This is a genomic window from Candidatus Flexicrinis affinis (assembly GCA_016716525.1).
GTDB classification, from domain to species: domain Bacteria; phylum Chloroflexota; class Anaerolineae; order Aggregatilineales; family Phototrophicaceae; genus Flexicrinis; species Flexicrinis affinis.
The window spans coordinates 741,218-767,069 of record JADJWE010000001.1 but is presented as its reverse complement, the minus strand read 5'-3'; the positions used below and the strand labels follow the sequence as shown (position 1 = coordinate 767,069).

The 25,852-nt window shown below is 59.8% G+C and carries 20 protein-coding genes; 9 read left to right on the top strand and 11 right to left on the bottom strand.

Going from position 1 to position 25,852, the window contains the following annotated elements; all coding sequences use genetic code 11:
- Nucleotides 1–5: 5 nt before the first annotated feature.
- The 6 genes from IPM16_03120 (at nt 6) to IPM16_03095 (ending at nt 7,546) form a co-directional block, all read left to right on the top strand.
- A complete protein-coding gene (locus tag IPM16_03120) occupies nt 6–1,013 on the top strand; it encodes a LacI family DNA-binding transcriptional regulator (GenBank protein ID MBK9122100.1) in 1,008 nt (335 codons plus the stop codon).
- Between the two features lie 28 nt (nt 1,014–1,041).
- A complete protein-coding gene (locus IPM16_03115; GenBank protein MBK9122099.1) occupies nt 1,042–1,998 on the top strand; it encodes a sugar ABC transporter permease in 957 nt (318 codons plus the stop codon).
- 12 nt (nt 1,999–2,010) lie between these two features.
- Entirely contained in the window at nt 2,011–2,955 is a 945-nt protein-coding gene (locus IPM16_03110) for a carbohydrate ABC transporter permease (protein ID MBK9122098.1), read from the top strand.
- Nucleotides 2,956–3,042: 87 nt separating this feature from the next.
- Entirely contained in the window at nt 3,043–4,362 is a 1,320-nt protein-coding gene (locus IPM16_03105) for a sugar ABC transporter substrate-binding protein (GenBank protein MBK9122097.1), read from the top strand.
- Nucleotides 4,363–4,549: 187 nt separating this feature from the next.
- Nucleotides 4,550–6,217 (top strand): CRTAC1 family protein, encoded by a 1,668-nt coding sequence (locus IPM16_03100; GenBank protein MBK9122096.1) that lies wholly within the window; start codon nt 4,550–4,552, stop codon nt 6,215–6,217.
- Between the two features lie 24 nt (nt 6,218–6,241).
- Complete coding sequence (locus IPM16_03095) at nt 6,242–7,546, top strand: alpha-glucosidase/alpha-galactosidase (protein MBK9122095.1); 1,305 nt, start codon at nt 6,242–6,244, stop codon at nt 7,544–7,546.
- A gap of 37 nt (nt 7,547–7,583) precedes the next feature.
- On the opposite strand, the gene IPM16_03090 is transcribed toward IPM16_03095, so the two are convergent.
- Nucleotides 7,584–9,041 carry a trehalose-6-phosphate synthase gene (locus IPM16_03090; protein ID MBK9122094.1) on the bottom strand — a complete coding sequence of 486 codons (1,458 nt, stop codon included), beginning with the start codon at nt 9,039–9,041 and terminating at the stop codon, nt 7,584–7,586.
- Between the two features lie 45 nt (nt 9,042–9,086).
- A complete protein-coding gene (gene otsB / locus IPM16_03085; GenBank protein MBK9122093.1) occupies nt 9,087–9,914 on the bottom strand; it encodes a trehalose-phosphatase in 828 nt (275 codons plus the stop codon).
- Nucleotides 9,915–10,181: 267 nt separating this feature from the next.
- Between otsB and IPM16_03080 the strand changes: the two genes are divergently transcribed.
- Nucleotides 10,182–11,456 (top strand): citrate synthase, encoded by a 1,275-nt coding sequence (locus IPM16_03080; protein MBK9122092.1) that lies wholly within the window; start codon nt 10,182–10,184, stop codon nt 11,454–11,456.
- Between the two features lie 90 nt (nt 11,457–11,546).
- Here the strand turns inward: IPM16_03080 and IPM16_03075 are convergent, their stop codons facing one another.
- From IPM16_03075 to IPM16_03035, 9 genes are all read right to left on the bottom strand, one after another.
- Nucleotides 11,547–12,494 (bottom strand): ABC transporter permease, encoded by a 948-nt coding sequence (locus IPM16_03075; protein MBK9122091.1) that lies wholly within the window; start codon nt 12,492–12,494, stop codon nt 11,547–11,549.
- An 18-nt stretch (nt 12,495–12,512) separates the two neighbouring features.
- Nucleotides 12,513–13,526, bottom strand: a complete 1,014-nt coding sequence (locus IPM16_03070) for an ABC transporter permease (protein ID MBK9122090.1) — start codon at nt 13,524–13,526, stop codon at nt 12,513–12,515.
- A 113-nt stretch (nt 13,527–13,639) separates the two neighbouring features.
- Nucleotides 13,640–15,361, bottom strand: coding sequence for a peptide ABC transporter substrate-binding protein (locus IPM16_03065; GenBank protein ID MBK9122089.1), 1,722 nt, complete (start codon nt 15,359–15,361; stop codon nt 13,640–13,642).
- A gap of 212 nt (nt 15,362–15,573) precedes the next feature.
- Nucleotides 15,574–17,229: a hypothetical protein gene (locus IPM16_03060; GenBank protein MBK9122088.1), complete on the bottom strand. Its 1,656-nt coding sequence runs from the start codon at nt 17,227–17,229 to the stop codon at nt 15,574–15,576.
- A gap of 108 nt (nt 17,230–17,337) precedes the next feature.
- On the bottom strand, nt 17,338–17,892 hold the full coding sequence (locus IPM16_03055; protein MBK9122087.1) for a hypothetical protein: 555 nt from the start codon (nt 17,890–17,892) through the stop codon (nt 17,338–17,340).
- A gap of 11 nt (nt 17,893–17,903) precedes the next feature.
- Entirely contained in the window at nt 17,904–18,818 is a 915-nt protein-coding gene (locus IPM16_03050; protein ID MBK9122086.1) for an ABC transporter permease, read from the bottom strand.
- Between the two features lie 22 nt (nt 18,819–18,840).
- The gene (locus tag IPM16_03045) at nt 18,841–19,866 is read right to left on the bottom strand and encodes an ABC transporter permease (protein MBK9122085.1); all 1,026 of its coding nucleotides are present in this window, start codon (nt 19,864–19,866) and stop codon (nt 18,841–18,843) included.
- A 5-nt stretch (nt 19,867–19,871) separates the two neighbouring features.
- Nucleotides 19,872–21,077, bottom strand: coding sequence for an aminopeptidase P family protein (locus tag IPM16_03040; GenBank protein ID MBK9122084.1), 1,206 nt, complete (start codon nt 21,075–21,077; stop codon nt 19,872–19,874).
- 134 nt (nt 21,078–21,211) lie between these two features.
- A complete protein-coding gene (locus IPM16_03035; GenBank protein MBK9122083.1) occupies nt 21,212–23,686 on the bottom strand; it encodes a hypothetical protein in 2,475 nt (824 codons plus the stop codon).
- Nucleotides 23,687–23,898: 212 nt separating this feature from the next.
- Between IPM16_03035 and IPM16_03030 the strand changes: the two genes are divergently transcribed.
- Complete coding sequence (locus IPM16_03030; GenBank protein ID MBK9122082.1) at nt 23,899–24,906, top strand: aldo/keto reductase; 1,008 nt, start codon at nt 23,899–23,901, stop codon at nt 24,904–24,906.
- A 108-nt stretch (nt 24,907–25,014) separates the two neighbouring features.
- On the top strand, nt 25,015–25,851 hold the full coding sequence (locus IPM16_03025) for an NAD+ synthase (protein ID MBK9122081.1): 837 nt from the start codon (nt 25,015–25,017) through the stop codon (nt 25,849–25,851).
- The last annotated feature ends 1 nt before the right edge of the window (nt 25,852 follow it).

Here is a 25,852-nt window from a genome sequence, read left to right as displayed (position 1 = left end):
GACAAGTGGCAGATGCTTCCGGGGTCTCCCAGACCACCGTCTCGCTCATCCTTGCCGGCGACACATCGATCAACGTCAGCGACACTACGCGCGAACGCGTGCTTTCGACCGCGACAAGTCTGGGATACGTTCCGCAAGCCGCAGCACGCGCGCTCGTTCAAGGCAGATCGAACGTCCTCGCGCTCGTTCTTTATGACCCCCACGCACAAATCTTCCGCGATCCGTACATCCCGAACGTGATGACCGGCCTTATCGATGTTGCCGGCAAGCAGGACTACCGCTTGCTCGTAGAGCGCATCCCCGCCGGTGCGGATCTGACCATTGTCAACAACCTGCTGCGCGGCCGACAGGCTGACGGTGTGGTAATGGTCAACGTCCGCGCCAAAAGTCCGATCTTGTCGGCGCTTCACGGTGATGGCTACCCGATCGTTGTACTCGATACTTTTGAGGAGCATCGCCTGCCCTCCGTGGGCATCGACCACCGCGGGGGTATTCGCGCGTTGACCCAGCACCTCGTCTCGCTGGGACACCGCCGAATCGGCTGCATCCCGTATACCCCGATTGACAACGACCATATGCGTGAACGGTTCGGCGCGTTCCGCTCGGTCCTTGAGTCGAATGGGCTGGAAATCGACATGAGTCTCGTCGTATCGGGGCGTATGGATCCGGATACCGGATCTGCCGCGATGCAACAGATCCTCGCTCACCCTAGTCCCCCTACCGCCATCTTTGCGATGAACGACATGATGGCACTCGGCGCACTGCATGCCTGCGCGAAAGCGGGCGTAAGAGTCCCCGACGACATAGCCATCGTCGGCTATGACGATATGCGCTTCTCCGAATTCCTCACTCCCGCACTCACAACCGTCCGTGCGCCCGAAATCGAATTGGGGCGCGCTGCCGCGAGTGCACTACTTGACATGATCGAAGGCAAATCCAACCAGTTTGTCTATCGAGAGCTGGAAACAGAGTTGGTGATCCGCGCGTCATGCGGTGCGGCAGCGCCAAGGTAGGGTCAATTAGGGAGGGGGATAGAAGTTTATGACAGCGTCGTCTACCAGTCACAGTGTCTTGGATCAACCGTCGTTATTTCAGCGTCTGATCCGCTTGCTTACCGATCACGAGACCTTTTTGGCCTATGTGCTCATCCTGCCAAGCGTGATCGGGTTCACGATCTTTCTCGCCGTGCCGGCCGTTCGCGCGCTGTTCATCAGCTTCTACGAGTGGAATCTGTTGACCCCAGCCGAATACGTCGGGTTTGGAAACTACGAATACCTGTTTGGCGACTCGCGCTTCTGGGGCTCATTAGGGACAACCGTCGCTTATGTGCTCTGGAACATCCCGCTGCAAACCGTCCTCGCCGTGCTGATCGCGGTGTTGCTTGACCGGTTCAGTGTAGCGCTGTCGTCGATACTGCGCGGGTTGGTGATTTTGCCGTGGCTGATGCCGAACGTCATTGTGGCCCTGCTCTGGCTGTGGATCCTCGACCCGTCGATCGGGATCATGAATGTGGTCCTCAACACGGTCGGCATCCAAGATCAGCCTTTCTTCGGCTCGCCGGATCAGGCCCTTCCATCGATTGCGATGGTCAATATCTGGCGGCATGTCGGCTACACGGCCATCCTCGTGTACGCCGGCCTGAAGACCATCCCCAAGTCGCTGTATGAAGCGGCAGCGATCGACGGTGCGAACGCCACACGGCAGTTCTTCGGCATTACGCTCCCGCTGCTTCGGCCCGTGCTGGTGTTTGTGCTTGTGACGTCGGTCATCGGCTCGTTTCAGGTCTTTGACACGATCGCCGTGACTACCGGCGGCGGCCCGGTCGGCTCCACGCGCACCATCATCTACTACATCTACGAGCAGGTCTTCGAGCGTCGGATCAACATGGGCCGTGCGACTGCCGCATCGGTTGTGTTGTTCATCATCCTCGTCGGCGTCACGCTGCTTCAGATGCGGTACTTGCGCTCGAACCAGTCCGACCTTGCGGATTACAGCTAAAGGAGACCGATGATGGCCGTTGTTACGCCAACCGTTCCCAGCACTGAAGACGCAGATCGGCGCGCACTTCGTAACCGCCGCATCTCGGACGCGCTCACGATCCTTGTCGTCGGGGTGCTGCTTGTAATCGTGTTGTTCCCGTTCTGGTGGGTACTGCGCACCGCGTTGACCACACCGCAGACTGTGTTCACCAACACGTCATCGCTTTTTCCGACCGAGTTCACGACGTTCAACTTCGAGCGCGTGCTTGGGTTCATCGATCCGTCTGAGTACGTCGGCACGGAAGGAAGCACCGGCGTCACAGCCGGGCAGTTGAACTTCTTCCTGTACATGCGCAATTCGTTCATCGTGTCGACGCTGATCACGGTCGGTCAAACGCTGTTCAGCACGATGGCCGCGTATGCGTTTGCCCGGCTCAAGTTCCCCGGCCGTGACGTCATATTCTTCCTCTATCTCACGGGGCTTATGGTTCCGGCGATCGTCGTGTTCGTGCCGAATTTCGTACTGGTGCGTCAGCTCGACCTGATCGGTACGATCCCCGGTATCGTGGCACCGTTCTTCCTGATGACGCCTTTTGCGGTGTTCTTCATGCGCCAGTTCTTCCTGAGCCTGAACAAGGATCTGGTCGAAGCGGCGACGCTGGACGGCGCGACAAAGCTCGGCGTGTTCTGGCGTGTCGCGCTGCCGCTGGTACAAGGGCCGATCCTCACGCTGGGCATCCTCACTTTCATCAGCAGTTGGAACGAGTACCTGTGGCCGCTGCTCGTCGGGCGTGATGAAAGCGTCCGCGTACTGACCGTAGCGCTTGGAATCTTCCGTCAGCAGACGCCACAGGGCGCGCCTGACTGGACAGGACTGATGGCAGGAACCGCTGTCGCAATCATCCCGACCATGCTGCTGTTCATCTTTTTGGGCCGCCGCGTTGTCGACTCGATCCAGTTCAGCGGTTTCAAATGAGTCTCACGCATCACCACTCTCGGGGTCACCGCGTTGTTGAGCGCAGCGCGTTTGATTGCATACGTTAGTAAGCCTTGGAGGCAAGCAATGAAATCCATTCGCAAGTACTCGTTCGTCGTCTTGGCGCTCTCCCTGATGCTGGTCATCGGCGCAGTGAGCGCGCAGGACGTCACCATCCGCTATTGGCTGTGGGACACTAACCAACTTCCGCCGTACCAGACCTGCGCGAACAACTTCATGGCCGAGAACCCGGGCATCACGGTCGAAGTCGATCAGCTCGGCTGGGATGACTACTGGACCGGCATCACGACCGGTTTTGTCTCCGGCGACGCACCCGATGTGTTCACGAATCATCTGGCGAAGTACCCGGAATTCGTTGAACTCGGTCAGATCTACGACATTCAGCCGTGGGTCGAGCGCGACGGTGTCGCGACCGACATCTACTACCCGGGTCTCGCCGACCTGTGGACGAAAGACGGCGCGCGCTACGGCCTGCCGAAGGACTGGGACACGGTCGCGGTCATCTACAACGTCGCGATGGTCGAGGCGGCGGGCATTGACCCGGCCATCTTCGACTCGTGGACGTGGAACTACGAGGACGGCGGCGATTTCGAGCAGGTCATCGCCCAGCTTTCGATCGACGCCAATGGCAACAACGGCCTGAGCGCCGACTTCGACAAGGACAATGTCGTTCAGTACGGCTACGGCGGCCAGGTTGGCAACAACCCGTACGGCCAGACCGAATGGTCGATGTTCACTAACTCGACGGGCTGGGTGCACAACAACGGCACGTGGGGCGATACGTACTTCTACGATGACGAGCGCTTCATCAATACGATCCAGTGGTGGGCCGATCTGTCGCTGGAGAAGGGCTACATGCCGCCGTACGAAGATCGCTCCGGTCTCGGTTCGTTGGCCCTGTTCCAGGCGCAGACCCTCGCGATGAACATCGACGGTTCGTGGATGATCGGCAGCTACCTCGGCAGCGACTTCGAAGTTGGATTCGCCCGGCTGCCGGCCGGTCCGGAAGGCCGCAAGAGCATGTTCAACGGTCTGGCTGACTCGATCTATGTCGGCACGGATCACCCGGAAGAGGCGTGGGCGTGGGTGAAGTACCTCGCGTCCGAGGCCTGCCAGACTGTCGTTGGCGAGTCCGGCGTCGTCTTCCCGGCTATCCCGTCTGCGGCCGATCTGTCGCTGCAGGTGCGTGCTGACAACGGCATCGACGTGAGCGCGTTTACCGAGCAGGCGGCGGAAGAGGGCGGCACGTTCCTCTTCCCGATCACCGACTACGCCGGTGAGATCAACACCATCATGACGGAAGCGATGGATGCGGTGATGCTCGGTCAGGCGACGGCCGCCGACATTCTGCCTGCCGCCAACGACGAGGTCAACAGCTTGTTCTAGAGAACCCTTGAACGGCCCGCACGCCGATCTGACGTGCGGGCCGTCAACCTGCGTGCGGTGCAGTTCCCGCACGTTCGGCATGTCAGGCTGCGCTCAAACCCAACGTAGGACCGGCATCCGACGATGCCGCCCGGCACCAGTCATCGGGCGGCATCGACGGGACAACCAGATCGAATAGGCAGACATCATGAACATACACCTCGCATCGGTACACAGGCTGACGCACGTTTTCCTTCTTCTGACGATTTCGATTGTTCTTCTCTCTGCGCAGGTGGCGGCTCAAGACGGTGTCTCGGTCGTCTCGGCCCCGATTTCCCCGGATCGCTCATGCAGCGCGCGGTTCGCCGAACACGAGCTTGACCACGTGACCGACACCAGTATTCGCCCCGTCGTCATGTTCGAGAGCAATGGCGCCGGGGTCTCGCTCGGCGACCTCGACAAGGATGGCGATCTTGATATCGTGTTCGCCAATCTGCTGCCCCAGATCACGGTCCTGTGGAACGACGGCGAATTAAGATTCACTACTCAACGCATCAACGTACAGACGCCCACCCGCGCGGTAAACACAGTCGATGTCGACGGTGACGGCTGGCTAGATATAACGCTGACGACACAGCTCGCCGCCCCGATGTGGCTCCGTTCGACGGGTTCTTTGGACAACACGGGGCGCCCGCAGTTCGTTCGCACGCCGCTCAACGGCGTCACGCGTCAGGCGTATTCGATGGCATGGGCAGACGTGGACGGCGATGGTGACCTAGACCTCGTCACGAGCAGCTACGACGCGGAGCTCGAGATGAAACTACGCGACTCGTTCATGCTGAGCGGACGCGCCGGCGTCACCTACTACGAACAGCGTGATGGGCAGTTTGTCGCGTCGCGCCTTTCCGAAAACGCACAGGGACTCGTGACGTACTTCTTCGACATCGATGGCGACAATCAGCTCGACGTGCTGGTCGGAAACGACTTCGGGCCAGTCGATAGCGCGTGGTTGTGGCGCGGCGAATGGGTCGAGACCGAGCCGTTTTCGATCATGACGCACAGCACGATGAGCTACGACGCAGTCGACTTCGAGAACGATGGCCGGCTCGAACTCTACGCCGCAGACATGATGCCCTATTCGCACGATGACGAGACGATGGCCGCGTGGGGCCCGGTCATGGAGTCGATGATGGCGCACCCGATGGTCGAGGACGACCCACAGGTCATGCAAAACGTCTTGCGCACGATGCCGATCAATGTGAGCGGTGACCTCGCCGACCAGCTTGGCATCAGCGCCACAGGGTGGAGTTGGTCATCGAAATTCGCCGACTTCGATGCAGATGGCCTTGCCGACCTCTACGTCGTCAACGGCATGATCGCTGCTGACCTGTTTGGACACCTGCCCAACGGCGAATTGGTGGAGGAGAATCAAGCGTTTCGAAATATCGGCGGTCGATTCGTCCCAGCTCCGGACTGGGCACTGGACTCCACCGCGAGCGGACGCGGTATGGCCATCGGAGACCTCGATGGCGACGGCGATCAGGACATCGTCGTGAACAATTTGCTCAGTGCGGCCCGTCTGTTTGAGAACGAGTTGTGCGGCGGACGGCACATACTGGTCGATGTTGGATGGTCGGGCACGATGAATCCGCAAGCGATCGGTACCGTTATCCGTCTCGACACCGGCGTCGGGACGATGACGCGCACGATTCGCAGCGGGAGTGGTTACCTCTCCGGCGACCCCTCGGTCGCGCACTTCGGCGTCCCCGAGGGCGTAGCGGTTGAGAGACTTCGTATTACGTGGCCGGATGGTGCGTCGTATCACATGCATGTCGAGCCGGAAGGCTCTGTGAGTTATGTCGTGGATCGGAAGTAGCGCCTTGGAAAGGACGCGCGCAGCATGGCAAACATCGCTCTGATCGGTGCGGGCAGTACAGTTTTCGCAAAGAATCTGCTGGGGGACATCCTCGGCTTCCCGGAGCTCGCCAACAGCGACATCCGGCTTATGGATATCGATCCGCAGCGGCTCCATACCTCGGAGGTCGTCGCGCATAAGGTCGCCGAGGCGCTCGGTGCTCGGCCGACGATCACAGCCACCACCGACCGCAAGCAAGCCTTGCGTGACGCCGACTACGTCATCTGCATGATCCAAGTCGGCGGCTACAAACCCGGCACCGTCATCGACTTCGAGGTGCCCAAGAAGTACGGTCTACGCCAGACCATTGCCGATACGCTTGGCATCGGCGGAATTATGCGTGGTCTACGCACCATTCCCGTCCTGTTGGATATCACGCGCGATATGGAAGAGGTCTGCCCTAACGCGCTGTTCATCAACTACGTCAACCCGATGTGCATGAATCAGTGGGCGCTCGACCGCGGCTCGAATATCGCCAACGTCGGGCTGTGCCACAGCGTACCGCACACCGCGCACGAACTCTCCAGGGATATTGGGGTCCCGCTAGACGACATCAATTACCTCGTCGCCGGCATCAACCATATGGCGTTCTACCTCAAGTTCGAGCACAAGGACACGGGACAAGACCTATATCCGCTCATTCGCAAGGTCGTCGAAGAGAAGCGCGTGCCCGACTGGAACCGGGTGCGCTACGAGATGTTCACGCGACTCGGCTACTTCGTCACCGAGTCGAGCGAACACTTCAGCGAATACACACCCTACTTCATCAAGCGCGATCGCCCCGACTTGATCGAGGAGTACAACATCCCGCTTGACGAGTATATCCGCCGCTGCGAGGTGCAGATCGCCAATTGGGAAGCGCTGCGCGCCGAGCTTGAAGACCGCAACGCTCCAATTCACGTGGAGCGCAGCGTCGAATACGGGTCGCTCATTATTCACAGCATGGAGACCGGCATTCCGCGCGTGATCTACGGCAACGTCGCCAACCACGGCATAATCGACAATCTGCCGCAAGGGTGCGCGGTCGAAGTTCCTTGCCTTGTCGACAAGAACGGCATTCAGCCGACAACGATCGGCGCGATACCGCCGCAGTTGGCCGCGCTAATGCAGACCAATGTCAACGTGCAGAGTTTGACGGTCGAGGCTGCGCTTACAGGCAAACGCGAGCACATTTACCATGCCGCAATGCTGGACCCGCACACTTCCGCGGAACTGACCCTCGACAAGATATGGGCGCTCGTCGACGACTTGATCGAGGCGCACGGCAGCTTCCTGCCGACGTACGTGTAGTTACCGTACCGGTTGTCGCGGTGCGCGCATGCCTGACCTAGCGCGCACCGCGCACCGCGTCTTCGATCTGCCGTCCGAACCATTGGTGGATGTCGTTTTGCCGCACCTGCTCCGCCAAGCGGGTCGCACGCATGTTGCGCTCGGCGTCGTTCATCGTCAGTGCATCCTTGATCGCCTCGCGCATGCCGTACACGTCATAGGGCGACACCAGCAGCGGCGCGTCACCGAGTTCCTCTGCGGCCCCCGCTTCCTCGGATAGTATGATCTGCCCGCTGCGTTGATTGAGTACAGCCCCCTCCTTGGCGACCAGGTTCATCCCGTCTGCGATGGGATTCACCATCAGCACGTCGTAGCGGGTCATTGCCGCCACGGCACGGTCATAGTTGTTGCCGAGCATGAGCTGCACCGGTTCCCAATCCGGCTCGCCCAGCGTGGCGTTGATCTCGCCGACCAGCGCCATGATGTCACGCAGGTAGTGCTTGTATTCGATGACCTCTGTCCGGCTGGGAACGAGAAGCGCGAGCATTTCGACCTTGCGCCGGAACTCCGGATACTCGCGCAGGAAGTTTCGGTAGGCGAGGAATCCGCGCAGGATGTTCTTGCTCGGTTCGACGCGATCGACGCGCAAGATCAGTTTGCGATCGCCGATACGAGCGTTGATCTGGCGGACGTATTCCTTCACCTCGGGTGTCTCGCGGCGGGTCAATAGGTCGTCCACGTCGACCGAAATCGGATAGTGGGCGGCTTCAAGCACCTGCCCCCGATACGTCAGGATGCGCTGCTTCTCCATCACCGCGACGCCCTGCAGTACATCGGCTGCCGTCTGCATAAAGCGCCGGACATCGCGGCCGGTCTGGAAACCGAACCGATCCGCCATCAACATCGATTCGACAATCTCGCGGCGCATCTTGAGAGGCAGCACACGCCATGCGTCCGGGCCGGGCCACGGGATGTGGCAAAACGGCTGAATCACTGCCCGGTTGCCGAGACGCTCGCGCAGGTAGCGCGGCATCAGATAGAGGTGGTAGTCCTGCGGCATTACGATCACGGGGCCGCTGAGCTGCGACACGGTCTGCGCAACTGCATCGGCGAGCCGCTTGTTCGCATCGGCGTATGCCTGCCAGGCTTGCCACAGGCTGGCATCCAGCACAGGCGTGCGCGGCGTATCGTGGAGCTGATGCTGGACAAACCACAACAGTGGATTGCTGATGACGTTGTAGTAGGCGTTATACGAGGATGGATCCGGCGCGATAAGGCGGACGCGCATGTCGTCCATCGCATGAACGCCGTCTCCACGCAGGGCGACCCACCGCCGGTCGCCGCGGCTCAGCGCATAGCTGATCCACAACACGTCCTGTGTCTTGGCGACGCCCATAATGGCGGTCACTAGGCCGCCCGATCCACGCTCCGGCACCAGTTCCCCGTCCCGGCTGTGGAACGCGTACGGGCCGCGATTGGACACGATAATCAGATGTGGCGAGGAGTCGTCCGCCATGATTTTCCTCCATTCAATGGGTGCGTGATAATGCCATACGCGCCGCTATGCGCGCATACAGTCCGCGAGCCATGTCAAAAAGTCGGCGACATCGTCGGTACCTTCAGCGAAGTACTCGCAGTGGTCGCCGAGATCGGGCGGGCCGTTTTCCGGATGCACGACGCCGACGGAAGCCCCGCGTAGTTCGTTGGCGTGCGCCGTCATATCCCGCAGCACGTCCATCGCGGCCAAGTCGGTGACATCGTCACCGAGAAATATCACCGAACGTAAGCCGCATTCGTTGATGACTGACCTGAGCGCCGTGCCTTTGTCGATCGGCTCTGCCGGCTTGATGTCCCAGATCATCTGCCCGGGAGATATTCGCAGTCCCAGCGAATCGGTCAGAGGGCGCAACCGGTCTTCGATCGCGTGACGAACTTCGGCCGGATCAGGCGAAAGCCGGTAATGGATCGTCGCCGTCATCCCTTTTGGCTCGGCAATAACTCCGGGTAGATCACTGAAATCCAGCGCGTCGATCAACGTCGCGATGGCTGCACGCGCGTTGTCCTCGCCCGGGTCAGGCGCTTCCGCCCCACCGCGCCAACGTTCGAAGCCGTGATTACCGTAGTAGATGATCTCATCGCGGGGGAAGCGGCTGTAAAGGTCGGCCACCGCACGGCCCGAAATCAAGGCAATCCGCACGCCAGCCTCGTTCAGCCGGTCAAGCGCGCTTTGCGAGCGATGATGAATTCGGGCACCATCCGGTCGTTCCGCAAACGCGCTCAACGTGCCGTCAAAGTCGCTGATGATGGCACTGTTCTCGGCTGTGATGAGGGATTTCAGGTACTCGGTGTGCTTGCTCCAATGACGCTCGCCCCGAGGATCTTCGCTCATGACAAGCTCCCTTCCCATGTGCTTGGCACGCGTGCGAACCAGTAGAACGCAAAAACATGGGCAGTGCGTGAGATTTCCGCCGACTGCGAACCGGACCACGGCTTTCGCGGTCCTGCTTCAGGCATCACATGAATCCACTCAGGCATTGCAAGAATGGTACAATTTGTCCGGTTATTCGTATGTCGATTTACCTTGTCTGAACCAGCGGCATCCCATTACGCTTATGTCAGTCTAGGGATCGAGAGTTTGCGAAAGGAAAGGCTTTCCATGAGCACTGCGAAACTATCGCTTAACGGGCAGGACTATGAATTTCCGGTTATTGAAGGGTCTGAACACGAAGTAGCCATCGACTTCACCAAGTTGCGCGCCAAGACCGGCGCGATCAGCTACGATCCGGGTTACGGCAACACCGGCTCGTGCATGAGCGCGATCACGTTCATCGACGGCGAAGAGGGCATTCTGCGCTATCGCGGCTATCCGATCGAACAGCTTGCCGAGCATTCGAACTTCGTCGAGGTGTGCTACCTGACGATCTACGGCAAGCTGCCGAACACCGAGGAACTGGCCTCGTTTCAGAAGTCGCTGACCTATCACACGTTGATCCACGAAGACATGAAGAAGTTCTTCGAGGGCTTCCCGCCGACCGCGCACCCGATGGCGATCATGTCAGCGATGATCGTGTCGCTGTCGGCCTACTACCCCGACCTGCTCGATCCTGAGATCGTCGACCTGAATATCGCGCGCTTGCTGGCGAAAGCCAAGACGCTGGCCGCGTTCGCCTACAAAAAGTCGATCGGGCAACCGTACATCTACCCGCGCAACGACCTGAACTACACCGAAGACTTCCTGCACATGATGTTCGCCGTGCCGTCCGAGCAGTACAAGGTCTCGCCGGTGATTGCGCGCGCCCTCGACCTGCTGCTCATCTTGCACGCCGATCACGAGCAGAACTGCAGCACGTCGACCGTCCGCATGGTCGGCAGCAGTCAGGCCAACCTGTTCGCCTCGATTGCGTCGGGCATTTCGGCGCTCTGGGGCCCGCTGCACGGCGGCGCGAACCAGGAAGTCATCAACATGCTGGAGATGATCCACCACGACGGCGGCGACTACAAGAAGTACATGGACATGGCGAAGGACAAGGAGTCGGGCTTCCGCCTGATGGGCTTCGGCCATCGCGTCTACAAGAACTTCGACCCGCGCGCGCGTATCCTCAAGAGCGCCGCCGACGCCGTGCTTGACGAACTTGGCATTAATGATCCACTGCTGGGCATTGCCAAGAATCTCGAAGAAATTGCTCTGGCCGACGGCTATTTTGTCGAGCGCAAGCTGTACCCGAATGTCGACTTCTACAGCGGCATCATCTACCGTGCGCTCGGCATCCCGACCGACATGTTCACCGTGATGTTCGCCCTCGGCCGCATGCCGGGCTGGATTGCGCAGTGGAAGGAAATGCGCGAAGATCCGACCACCCGAATCAATCGCCCGCGTCAGGTCTACAGCGGCGCCACCGAACGGAACTACGTCCCGTTGGCCAGCCGCTAGGCTTCACCCTGACACAAAGAACAGCGCACCGTGTGAAACGGTGCGCTGTTTTTGATTCGCGCACTGTCGAGCCCCAACAGCCTGCCGTTATCACTCACGCAGGCGCGGGTCGAGAGCGTCGCGCAGGCCGTCCCCGATGAAGTTGACGCACAGGATGGTCAGCGAAATCATCGTCCCGGGCCAGATCGCCAGCGCGGGGATGAGCGTCATGAAGTCCTTACCGTCGAACAGCAGGCGGCCCCACGTCGGGAAGTCGGGCGGGAAGCCGAGGCCGAGAAACGACAGCGCCGATTCGGTGATGATGGCACTGGCGATGCTGAACGTCGCCGCGACAATGACCGGGCTCATCACGTTCGGCAGGATGTGCCGGCGAATAATGCCGAGGTCGGATGTTCCGACGCTGCGAGCAGCCAGCACAAACTCGCGCTCTTTAATCGCCAAGACCTCGCCACGGACGAGCCGCGCGGTCGTCATCCAGTTCAGCGCGCCGATGATCGTGACGGTGAGGATGAAGATGCCGGCCTCGGTGCCGAACGTCTTGCGCAGTGGGTCGCGAAACAACATGGTGATGACCAGCAGCAGGGGCAGCAGCGGCAGCGACAGGAACATGTCGGTAAGCCGCATCAAGAGGCCATCCAGGCGAGCGAAGTACCCCGACAGCAGCCCCACAAGTGCACCTAGTGTGATCGAGATCGCCATCGCAGATACGCCGATCGCGAGCGATATGCGGCCACCCTGCATCACGCGCGCAAGTGTGTCGCGTCCAAGGTTGTCAGTCCCGAATGGATGCGCAGGCGAACCGTTGGAGTACGAGTCGACGATGTTGACCTGGGTCGGATCAATCGTCCACACATACGGACCCACCAGCACCATCGCGACAATGACAGCGAGCACGACTGAGGCGACCATGGCCATACGGTGACGGCGGAACTGCCGCCACGCGTCAGACCATAACGATCGGGATTTGACCGCCTTCTGAAGCGCAACGGGCTTTGCTGCCGCAGCGATGTTTGAGTTTACAGGTTCGGATGCTGTCATAGTTGGCCAACCACAGTGCTAACTTAGCCGCACGCGCGGATCAAGCAGCGCATACAGCACGTCCGCCACGATATTGAACAGAACGATGAGCACAGCGAAGATGAACGTCAATGTCTGCACAGTCGGCAGGTCGCCGCCTTGAATGGCAATAATCAGCAGCTGTCCCAGCCCGTTGACACGAAATATCTGCTCAGTGATGATCGCGCCTTGAAAGATCGACGGGATTCCAAGCGCGACCAGCGTCACGACCGGAATCAGGCTGTTACGCAAGGCATGGCGCATGATCACCGTACGCTCGGAAATGCCTTTCGAACGTGCCGTCCGAATGTAATCCTGATTCAGGTTTTCGAGCATCGACGAACGCGTGAACCGGCTGATCTGCGCCGTAAAGAACAGCGCCAGTACCAGCGTCGGCATGAAGATCTGCCGAAGTTGGATCAGCAGGCTCTGCATGTCGGTGACACGATGTGTCGTGTCATACACTGACGGGAACCATTTCAGGTTCACGCTGAAGATGATAATAAACAATAATCCTGTGAAGAAGGTGGGTATCGAGTAGCCGACAATGGCAAAGAATGTCCCGACCTGGTCAAAGATCGAATATGGCTTGTACGCTGAGAGGACCCCAATGGGTACTGCGATCAGTACCGAGAGCAGGTACGCGGTGCCGACCACCCAGAGCGTTTGCGGCAGCCTTTGAATCACCAGATCGATGACAGGGCTGCGCGTTTGCCACGACGGATAACGCAGACGGTTCTCGTAGTCCCCGACTTTGATTCCGGTCGTCGCCTCGAGGATGTTGAGGGGTTCGTTGATCACGAATTGCACGACCCACTTCAGGTATTTGACATGAAACGCGTCATTCGCCCCTAGCGCTTCGCGGATTTTCTCGCGCTCCGCCGGCGTGATCGTCAGCGGCAGATTGCCTGTCGGATCTGTTGGCGACAGTTCCAGCACGGCAAAGATGACGAAGCTGATGACGAACAGGGTTGGGATGGCGATGAGCAACCGCCGCAGGATAAATTTCGACACGTCACTGCCTCGTGAACACTGCGAATACCTAAGTGCACAGTACGGCCCGGGGTGGACCGACAGGCCCACCCCGGGATCGATTACTGCATTGAGGCTATAGCACGCACCGCGTACTAGTTGCCACGCGTCCAGTCAGCTGCGTTCCACAGCTCGGAGTCCCAGCTGTTCATCAGCACGCCTTCGAGCGAGTTGCTGATCGCCGACACGTCACCGCGATGCACCAGACCGATCATCGCACCGCTCTGAACGATCATGTCGTTCATCGCGATCGCCAGCGCAGCACGCTCTTCGAGCGAAGCGGTCTGCGACATCTGGACGACCAGTGCATCGTAGTCAGGGTTGCACCAACGCGAGATATTGTTGCCCAAGTAGTCGTTATCCGGGCTAGCGATTTCCGCGCACGTCCACTGCGACATGTACGATTCGGGGTCGGTACCGCTGAAGTTGTTCGTGAACATCTCGAGGTCGGCGTAGAACTTGCCGTAGGTGTCAGGGCTCGCAAGATCATTGCCGAAGAACACCGCCGCATCGATGTTGCGCAGCTCCGCCTCGATGCCGATCTGTGCCCACCAGTCCTTGATCAGCGCCTGCGTGGCCTGACGAACGGCGTTAGTCGACGTCTGGTACAGCACAACCAGCGGGATGCCGTTGTACTCACGAATTCCGTCACCGTCGCTGTCGACGATCCCTGCGCCATCGAGCAGCGCGTTCGCGCCAGCGATGTCCTGAACCAGGCATGCATCGTTGTTCGGCGAGGCGTAAGCCGCCGGGGCCGGCAGCAGGTTGCAGGTGGCCTGACCGGCAGCGCCGTAAAGCTGGCTGGAGATCAGATCGCGATCGATCGCCATCGACATGGCCTGCCAGATTTCGGGAACCAGCAGGAACGGATGCGCATTCGAGCCATCTTCCACCCACACCGAGCGCATGTCACCCAGTTCGGAATCCGGATTCGTCTGGTTGATATGGATACGCTCGACGCTGGTACCGTACGATACGACGAGTTGGCCCTGACCCGCAGCGACCATCTGGTCGAGGATCTGCGGGACGACCTGCAGGTTCCACGCGTAGTCGAACTCGCCGGTCTCGAGCACGGCGCGGGCCGCAGATTCTGCATCACCGCCGCCCTTGAAGACGACGCGCTGGAAGTACGGCTTGCCTTCTTCACGGTAGTTCGGGTTCGCCGCGAACTCGACCACGTCGTTGGCGAGGAAGTTAGTTACCACAAACGGGCCGGTACCGATCGGGTAGAAGTTCTGATCGGTGCAGTTCTGCGCGTTCGCGCCCACACAGTCGGCAAACTGTGCTGCCTGAATAATCGGCGCTTCGGCGCCCACAAACGGACCGTACGGGAACGGCTTGGCGACACCGAAGGTGATCGTGACGGTGCGATCGTCGACCGCTTCAACGCTCGTCACGTCGGTGAACTTCGAAAGCGCGTTGCAGCCCGCATCCGGGTGTGTGCAGTATTCCCATGAGAACACAACGTCCGCCGAGGTCACCGGCGTGCCGTCCGACCACAGCAGACCTTCAGAGAGAGTCCAGGTGATCGTTAGCAGGTCCTCTGAGACGCCGCCGTTTTCGACAGTGGGGATCTCGTCAACGAGCCACGGAACCATCTCGCCCAGCTCGTTGTAGCGAGCCAGAGGTTCAAGCACCAGCGAGCCGGCTTCGATGTCCTTCGTACCGCCGGAGAGGTACGGGTTCATGGTCGAAACGGCCTGCCAGTACAGGATGTTGAGCGTGTCACCCTCTTGGGCGACTGCGAACCCGAACGTCCCCATCGTCATCGCGACGATAAGGACGAGAGCCGCAATTCTTATAGCTGATTTGCGCATGGATCAATAACCTTTCGTTTTCACGTAACACTGCCATCGCACTGAGGATGGTGGCTGATGAGCATATCGTGAAGCTATGCACTGGTCAACATTTTGAGGAAATGCTGACAAGTGTCGGTTGTAATGCTTTGTGGGTTTCAACCGTCACGAAACCACAAGCCGGGGCGGCGATACCCTGCCGCCCCGCTGTTGTGACTTCTGGCTAGCCGTCGTTACTGAAGCGTCCACTCGTGGATGTACGCAGTGTATCCGTAGAACACCCACGCTGGGCCGGGGTTGAAGTTGCCGACGCGGCTATTGGCAACGTGGAAGATGTTCGGCACGTACGTAAAGTTGTACGCTACGTCATCCTGCGTCAACTGCTGGATCTGGTAGTAGATCTCGGCACGCGCAGCAGGATCGCAGCCCGGCAGCGAACGCGCAGCGTCGATCAGCGCGTCGACTTCGGGGTTGACGTACGACGCAAGGTTATTGCCCGCGCCGACAAGGTCCTCACGGCTGTTAACCAGCGACATGAAGTCGTTCGGGTCCGGGGTCTGCGTGCCACCGCTGTTGCTCATCGGGGTCGCATCGTACGCCTGACCGAGGTAAATCTGGTCGATGTAGTTGGCCCACTCGACCAGCTCCAACTCGACATCGAAACCGATGGCCTCTAGTTGATCCTGCGCAACCAGCGCCGTCGTTTCGAAGTGCTGCAGAATGTTGCTGTAGGAGATCGTGAAGGCGAGCGGTTGGCCGTCCTTCTCACGAACGCCGTCGCCGTCGCTGTCAACCCAGCCCGCTTCCTCAAGCAGCGCAGCAGCGCCCTCGGGGTCGTAGTCCGGGCGCGAAATCGAGCTGTTGTACGCCCACGTCAGAACCGGAGCCACGGGACCGACTAGCGGTGTGCCGCCCTCTGCGCCGCCGAGTGTCGAGATGACGTCCTCGATGTTGAAGGCCATCACCACGGCCTTACGCACGGCCGGATCGCTGAAGATCGGGTGCGGGGTCTGCTCGACCAGATTTCCAGCATCGTCATACGCCGACTGCGGGTTGGTCGGGTCTGCCCAGTTGAGCGACAGGAAGTTGACCGACAGCGCGGAGAACGACTGATACTGCAAGTTGCTCGTGTCGGCAATCTGCTGGAACAGGTCGCCCTGGAAGTACGTGTAGTCCAGATCGCCCGACTGGATGCCTTGAACGGCGACTGCCTGATCACCAACGACGCGGTTCACGAGGAACGGGATGTTCGGCTCGCCTGCCCAGTGATCCGGGTTGGCACGGAAGCGCTGACCCTCGTCAGGCGCCCATTCTTCGAGGATGTACGGGCCGCCGCTGACATCCGGATTGTTCCAGAACGCGCTGGCCTCGAAGTCGCTGAAGTCTCCGGCGAACTTGTGTGCCGGCACGAAGCGGATCGCGCTCAGGTTGCTCAGAATCGAGCAATCATTGCCCGACAACACAACTTCATACGTCTTGTCGTCGATCTTGTTGACCGCATCGATCAAGGCGACATTCGGCTCAAGCACCGTATTGACGTCAGATTTGACCGCGTTGATCGAGAAGATCATATCGTCGGCCGTAATTGGCGTTCCGTCGCTCCACACTGCATCCGGATCAATCGAGAACGTGTAGGTCAAGCCGTCGTCCGAAATCGTCCAAGACGTCAAGCCCGGGACCGCCTGTCCCGTGAAGCTGTCGGTCAGGAACGGCGCGGGGAACAGCAGAGAAAACGCCTGATACGAGGCACCGTCATTGGTCATATGCGGGTTGAAGGTGGCGATGTTGCCAAAGCCGCGGATCACGATAGTGTCCGAACTTTGGGCCATGACCGACAGCGGCATGACGACCGCTGCCAGCAAAGCTAGGACGACAAGAACGCGTTTCATGTTGAGCCTCTCCTCTGACTGCGGCCGAAGGATCCGACAGTGAACGGGGCCGCATTACGCGAATTCTAACCAAGAGGCGGCATGCGCAACAAAAAGTCGACAGAATCCTTATTCGAGGATGCGGACACTCTCAAGCATTGCCAGCAGTGTCGGCTCGAATCGGTCGCGCTGACTGGCCGGAACGGTGAGGATGAACATGTATACGAATGTGTTGTCCGACGCGGTGGCGATGATTTGCGAGTGAATGCGGGTTTCTTCCGGTCCTTCCGACCCTTCGAGATCGACGACCCGGGCTGGTCGGCCGTCGAGCGTCGTATCGCGCTCTTCAATCGTGATGCGCCAGTTGTCCGGTTCGGAGAGCGGTCCGGCCTCCAAGTAGGAGTTCAGCGCACCCGATAGGCTGCCCGGGATCGAGATCGGCAAGCCACGCTGCACCACAAGCAGCGGACCCGGGACCCCGCCCAGCACATCGACTGGTCCCGCGAACAACACGCCCTGCATCGGAATCGTGTAGTCCCAGTCGGTCGGGTATTTGAATTCGAAGCCGCTCGGGCTTCGATCGAACGTTTGGGTCAGCGGAAGCGGCTCGCCGTCACGCGAGCCGCTGGATGAGCACGACACGAGCAACAAGAGCAGAACGACTGCCAGCAGACTGCGGCGCATTCGGGCACGCATTACGCTTTACTGTGCCGCGACTGATGCGGGTCGAGCGCATCGCGCAGACCGTCGCCGATCAAATAGAAGCACATGACCGTAATGAGGATCAAGATGCCGGGCCAGATCACCAGATGGACGCCCTGCACGAAATACGTGCGCGAGTCGGTCAGCATATTGCCCCACGTCGGCGTCGGAGGCTGCACGCCCACGCCAAGATAGCTCAAGCCGGCTTCGACAAGAATGAGATTGCCGGCGATGATCGACCCGGTGACGATCACGATCGACATCAGGTTCGGGAATATGTGACTGACCAGCAGCCGGAAGTCGGACGCGCCGAGCGCCCGCGCAGCCAACACATACTCGCGTTCCTTGATCGACAACACCTCAGCACGGACTAAACGACTCGTACCCACCCACCCCAGCAGCGCAAGGATGACGATCATCCACTCTACCGGCGGCTGCCAGATTGCCGCGATCACGATGTAGAGCAGAGTCGATGGGACCGAACTGAGCGTGTTGACCAACCACGTGATCACGTCGTCGATGACTCCGCCGTAGAAGCCGGCCAGCAATCCGAGCGATACGCCGATGAGGATGATCATGATGCTCGAGGTATAGGCAACGGCCAGCGACACCCGCCCGCCATACAGCAGACGGATGAGCTGGTCGCGGCCGAGGTGATCCGTGCCGAGCACGTGTCCGTCAACGCCCGGCGCCGTGAAGCTGGCCGGTGTGTTGGTGCGCGTTGCGTCGACGTTGAGCAGGTCTTCGAGAACAGGCGGCGCGAAATAGCAGACCAGCGTCATCAGCAGCAGCAGGATGGAAGCAAACAAGGTCAATCGATCGCGCACGTAGTGCTTCAGCGCGTCTTGCCACAGCGAACGGGCCTTGCTGTCCTGCGTCTCGTCGTTGATGTTGGCAACCGTGGACATGGTACTTCTTTCGGATCGTTCGCTACTTCAAGCGAATGCGCGGGTCGAGCAGCGCGTACAGGAAATCGGAGAAGATGATGCCGATGATGAACATGATCGCCCCGATGACCACCGATCCCATTACAAGCGGGTAGTCACGGTTGAATACGGCATTTACGACAAGCCGCCCCATTCCCGGCCAGTCGAACACCTGCTCGATGATCACCGCACCGCTGAGCAGCGTGCCGATCGACACACCGACGTAGGTCGCCACCGGGATAAGCGCGTTCTTCGCTGCGTGTCGCAGCCATACCGTTCGATTGGTAAGCCCCTTCGCGTACGCCGTGCGCACGTAGTCTTGGGCCAATACCTCTAGCAGCTCCGTCCGCACGAAACGAGAGACGAACGCCACCGTATTGAGCGAGAACACGAAGACCGGGAGCAGCATGTGACGGAATGTCTCGCCGAGATCGAAGCCGCCCCGGCTGGCAATGTCGCGCATGCCACCCATCGGCAGGACGCCAAGCTGCACGCTGAAAATGATAATCAACACCAGCCCGAGCCAGAACGGCGGTATCGCATTTCCGATTACGCTGATGACGCGAATCAACCAGTCGACCCACGTCTTGTGAAACACGGCGGCAAGCACGCCAAGCCCGATACCGATGCCATATCCGACCACCAGCGAGACCAGCGCTAGCTGCAGGGTTGCCGGAATGCGCTCGGCGATCAGCTTCAGGACGGGCTGCTTGAAACGAATCGATTGGCCAAGGTCGCCGCGCAGCAGGCCCTGCCGCGTGCCGGGGGTTTCGCCGACCCCGTCACCGTCCACATCAATCGTGGTCCAGTCGTTGCCGACCAGCCAGTACACGTATTGAGTGACTGGCGGCTGATCCAAGCCCAACGACCGTTCCATGCGGGCAATAGCCGCAGGATCGCGCGCCGGATTAAACGTAATCAGCGATATCGGGTCGCCGGGCGCCGACACCATGATGATGAACGCGATCGCCGTGATCCCGAGGAATGTCGGTATCGCTTGCAGGACTCTGCGAAGGACAAACTTCCCCACAGCGATTACACCGGAATGATCATGCTGTCGAGGTCACGCGGATAGAACGTCATCAGTTCAGCGCCACCCTCGGTGACCAACACCATGTCGGAATGCCGGAACCCGCCAATGTCCGGTGCATACAGGCCCGGCTCAATCGTGAAGATCATGCCGGGCTTGAGGGCGGTCTTGTCGCCCCGGTCGAGGAATGGCCCTTCGTGCGACCGAAGGCCGATGGCGTGCCCGGTATGGTGCCGCCAATACGGCTGCAAGTCGTGCTTGGCGAAGTATGCCCGCACCGCATTGTCGACATCGCACGTCAAGCGTGCCGTCTCAAACGCCTTGAACGCTGCGTCCTGCGCCCCGATCATGTGATCGAACAGCCTTTTTTGCGCGTCGGACGGACGGCCAAGGAACCACGTCCGCTCAAGTTCCGAGATATAGCCCCACATCGGCGCGGTCGACTCTCCGACCATGACGTCGCCGACTTCGAACGTAATGTTGTTGGCCAGCATGTGCGGGATCGACGCGCTGCGTCCGATCTGGCCACGGTAGATGGCATACGCACCGGCAGTGACCATGCTCAACCCGCGATATACCGGCCCGATCGCATCGACCATCGCGCGCGTGGCTTCGTCGCTGGCCCGACGTTCGACGTCGGTCTCGGTCAAGCCGGGTCGGGTGTAACGCTGCAACAGCCGCAGCGCGAGATTCGCCCAGTGCAGGCTTTCGCGCAGCAGCGCGATCTCCGCAGGCGACTTGATCATCATCTGGTCTTCGACGTCGTCGGTGATCGAGTGCACGGTGATCGGCCGTGCCGTCTGAAGTTCACTGAGCAGCGGCCCACGATACCCGTAGATTCGGGGATATCCCGGCTGATCTGCGCCGATGTCGCCAGTCACCCCCATCTCGTCGAGAAGCTTGCCGAGCGCCACCATCGGGTGCGGGTCGTCGGGATACTCGACATAGTGAGAGATGTGATCGATAAGCGCGTTGGCCTGCGCGTGCTCGACTTCCATGCGCGGCACCAGCATACCGCGTTCGCCTTTGCTGTTCATGACGAACGCGATGGGGCGTTCGGTGGGGATAAAGGCGAATCCGCAGTAGTAGACAATGTAGTCGCGGTCGAACAGAACCGCGCCGCTGTAACCGTGGCGCTGGATGGCGTCGAGCAAGTGCTCGCACCGTTGATGATGTTCTTCGTCTCTGATCTTGAGTTGAAAGGCGTCCATGTTACGGGAACCGTGAAGATGCGCGATCGCCGGCATGTTAACACGCGCTGGGCGGAACTCCAACAAAGTGCAGTTCGAACCTGCCAGCGAGCCGCGAACTATCTAGCTGTCATGCAAACGCAAGTCGATTCCCGCTATCCGGTTTCCTCGTCAGGCGGAAGCGGCGTAATCAGCGGCAGTACGGTACGTTCCGCACTTGGAGTCGACGGTAGGATCGTCGGGAAGTAGAACGGCGTCGGTGTGATTGTCGGTTGTACGGTCGGCACTTCGACCTGTGACGCAGGCGCCGTCGCCTGCGCAGTCGGTACCGGCACGGTCTCGACGCGCGTGATCGGCGAGGGCCGCCACGCGGATGCCGCAGCGATGCCAACTGGTTTCTTGACCTTCTGCTTGAGGTAGGATGTCTGGTTCGCGAGGAGGTCGTCGCGATAGTACAGCTTGCCCTTCTGCTTGTACCACAGGCCGAACGTATCGATTCCGTTGCCATTCCAGTCACCGGCGATGATATCGCCGTAGTACTCGGTCAGCGGCATGCCGAACTGTTGGCTTGCCTGTGGATTGGCCGTTCCGAGTGTCGGAACGATGTTGCTCCACTCGATGAGGCCGGCGCGCCGTACACCTATGGTGTCGATACCGTCGCCGTCCCAGTCACCGGCGATGAACTGCACCTTGCCCGAACCCGGCAGGTCGAAGTTGAGCCACTGGCTCGCCAAACCGTTGGGCGGGTTAAGCTGCGACAGATCGCATGTGAAATACAGCGGGTAGCCTGCGCTGGGTTGCCCGTGGTTGATGTGGACGATACCGAAACAGTCGTTCGGCGCGATGACCGAGAAGCGCCCGGCGACGATCTGATACTTGTCAAAGTCCCCCATCCACACGTTCGACCACGTGGCGCTCGCGCTAATCGAGTTGGTGTACCAGAACATGCCCGACTTGAACAATCCGGGCGTCTTGCGGCCATCCCCGTTCCAATCGCCCATGATGAACTTGCCCTTGATGGGGGCGTTGTTGGAGATCTTCGTAATGTGAGATGAGTCCGGCTTATTCTCAAGCGTGTCGATGAAAGCGAACTTGTTCTCACTCTTGCCGTACAACGCGAGTGCGTCATGCGGAAGGTTGAACATATCGGTGGCCGTCGCGGTTGGAGTCGGTGATTTGGTCGGGGTCTTGGTGAACGTCTTGGTGTAGGTCGGTGTGGCCGAAACGTTCTTGATTCCGGCGTCGATGCTCGAGATGCTGATCACATTGCTGGCGATCGTAATGACGTTTGTGTAGCCGAAGTTCGTGCTGATAATACTCGTGTTGATGTCGCTGTCTGTCGTGTCCGTCGCGTTTGGCGAGTCCTTGATTGTAAAGCTCGCGCCAGCAGGCAGCAGTACGCGCACCCGATAGTCCCCCGGCAGCGGCGCGACGACTGTATAGATCCCGCTTGCGTTCGTCACTTTCTGGTCGTACATCACCGTCTTGGTGCTGTTCCACAACTGCACGGTAATCCCGTTCAGGCCGGGTTCGCCGGCGTCCTGCACCCCGTCCTGATCCAGATCGTTCCACACGAAGTTGCCGATGTTGATGGGCGTCGGGGTGCGCGTCGGGGTCGCTGTGCGGAACTTGATGATTCCGCCGTCAATACTGGCGATGCTGATCACATTCGACGCGATGCTGATGATGTCGGTAAAGCCAAAATTCGTTCCCGTTGGATTAAAGTCGCTGTCGAGCGTATCGCCGGCAGTCGCGTTGTCCTTGACTGTGAATTGATCGAACGCGGATGGCAGCACAATCCGTACGCGATAGTCGCCCGGAAGCGGGGCGACAACCGTATAGTTGCCGCTGGCGTTCGTCGTCTTCTGATCCAGCATCTGCGTCTTGGCGCTGTTCCAGAGTTGCACCGTAACACCCGCTAGGCCGGGTTCACCGGCATCCTGTCGGCCGTCCTGATCGAGGTCGTCCCACACGAAGTTACCGATGTTAATGGGTGTCGGTGTGCGAGTCGGGGTCGCCGTACGGTACTTGATGATGCCGGCGTCAATCGACACGATCGAGATCAGATTGCTCGCGAACACATACGTATCCGTAAACCCGAGGTTCGTCCCGGACGGATTGATATCGCTGTCCAGCGTGTCACCGGCACTTGCATTGTCTTTGACCGTAAACTGATCATTGAAAGACGGCAGCACCACGCGGACGCGGTAACTGCCGGGCGTGGGCGCAACAAGCTGATAGATTCCGTTGGAATCTGTCGTGTCGGTGTCGATCATTAGCGTCTTGGTGCTGTTCCAGAGCTGCACGACTACACCGGCCAAGCCGGGTTCACCGGCATCCTGCCGACCGTCTTGATCGAGGTCGTCCCACACGAAGTTGCCGACGTTGATCGGGGTTGGCGTGCGCGTGGGCGTCGGAGTCTTGGTCTTGGTGGCGGTGTTAATGGCGCGGATGTCGCCGCTGTCCTCCGGCGTACTGGTGGCGAACTCTTGATCCAGTTCGGCCCGTTCAGCCTCGGAGAGATTGTAGTGGACGCTGGTCGCGCTTGAACGACTGGCATCGATCGACAACGTGAACAGCAGCCCAACCACAAGCGCGAGCGAACCCAAGAAACCCCAAGACCGACTCATCAACGTCACCCTCGGCGCATCATCCCGAAGGTCTGGTCTTCCGCGCGCGTCTATTTCGATTTTCACACGATGACTAGATCATATTCAGAAACGAAATCCGCGCAATAACACCAACCCTCAACCGGTCAGGCCATGCCACCGCGCTTGCGCCGTGCGGTATAGTGACAGTCGAAATGCGAGCTCGACGAGTACAGATGCTAGGAGAAACTCTCATGGAGTATCGGTTGCTAGGACGTACTGGCTTGAAGGTCAGCGAATTGTGCTTGGGCGCCATGACGTTTGGCCGAGAAGCGAGCGAACCTGACAGTAACGTGATGATGGATATGTTCGCCGCGGCGGGCGGCAACTTCATCGACACCGCAGACGTGTATTCGCAGGGTGGAAGCGAGGAAGTTGTCGGTCGATGGCTGAAGGGCAAGCGGCGCGAAGATTTCGTCATCGCAACCAAGGTGCGGTTCGGCATGGGGAGCGGCCCGAACGACATCGGCCTGAGCCGCAAACACATCATGGACGGCGTCGAGGCCAGCCTGCGCCGCCTGCAGGTCGATGTGATTGACCTGTATCAAGTGCACTGCTGGGATCCGATCACACCGCTGGAAGAGACCCTGCATACGCTCGATCTGCTGATCCAACAGGGCAAAGTGCGATACATCGGGGTCAGCAACTACAAGGCGCATCAGATTCAGAAAGCGGTCGACATCAGCCGCGCCAACGGCTGGCAGCCTTTCGTGTGCCTTCAGCCGCTGTACAACCTACTCGACCGCGCGCTCGAATGGGAGATCGTCGAGGTCTGCCAAAACGAGGGTCTCGGCATCATCCCGTGGTCGCCCCTGCGTGGCGGGTGGCTGACTGGCCGGTACACGCGCGGGATGCAGTCGCTACCGGAAGGGTCACGCGTGGAGAAAGCCACGACCAACAACTGGTCTGAGCGATGGGAAGTCTACGACAACGACCGCACGTGGTCGGTCATCGACACGTTGAAGGCGGTCGCTGCCGAGCTAGGGCGTACGCCGGCGGAAGTCGCGCTCAACTGGGTTAAGGATCGCCCCGGCGTCACGGCACCGATTATTGGCGCGAGCAGGATTTCGCAGCTTGAGAGCAATCTCAAGTCGGTCGGTTGGGCGCTGAGCGACGAGCAGCGCGCGCGCCTCGACGACGTCAGCGACCTGCCCGGGCCGTATCCGTTCGACTTCATCGCTCAGGCAGTCGGCCGCCGGTAAATTCAAACTGCGCCGAGTCGTGCCGGCAGACCGTAGGGCCGTCGTCCCTGTATTGCGCGGCGGCCCTATGCTATGCTGACCACGGCGCACACCATGGAGTGAGATGGCATGCCGGACCTGCTGCACCGTCTTGAGATCAACACCGCACTTGCACGGCGTATGATTACCGGCTTCATCGCCGATCAGATTGCGAAGGCCGGGGCCAAAGGTGCCGTGCTTGGCCTGTCGGGCGGGATCGATTCGGCGTTGTCGGCTTACCTGAGCGCCGAAGCACTCGGTGCGGAAAACGTGTTGGCGGTGCGCATGCCCTATCGCACATCGTCAGAGAGCAGCATGGTCGATGCTGAAGCCGTGATCGCGGACCTCGGCATACCGAGCATTACGGTGCCGATCACCGACATGGCCGACTCGCTCATCCACCAGTTCCCCGATATGTCGGACATCCGCCGCGGCAACATCATGGCGCGCATGCGCATGGTCGTTCTGTACGACCAGTCTGCCGCGCGCGGCCTGCTGCCGATGGGCACCAGCAATAAGACTGAGTTCCTGCTGGGCTACTCTACGATCTACGGCGACAGCGGCGTTGCGCTTCAACCGATCGCCGATCTTTACAAGGCACAGGTGCGCCAGATCGCGCGGGACATTGGCGTGCCGAAACAGATCATCGACAAGCCGCCTTCGGCAGACTTGTGGGAGGGTCAAACTGACGAGGGCGAGCTTGGCTTTACCTACAACGACGTCGATCAAGTGCTTTACCTGCTGGTCGACGAACGCTATACCGTCGAGCAGGTCGTCAGTGAGGGCTTCGACGCGGGTTTCGTCAAGTCGGTTTGGGCGCGTGTGAAGATCAACCACTACAAGCGGACGATGCCCAACGTCGCCAAATTGGGCAGCCGTACGATTGGTCATGATTTCCTCTACCTGCGCGACTACACAGGCAGGTAGG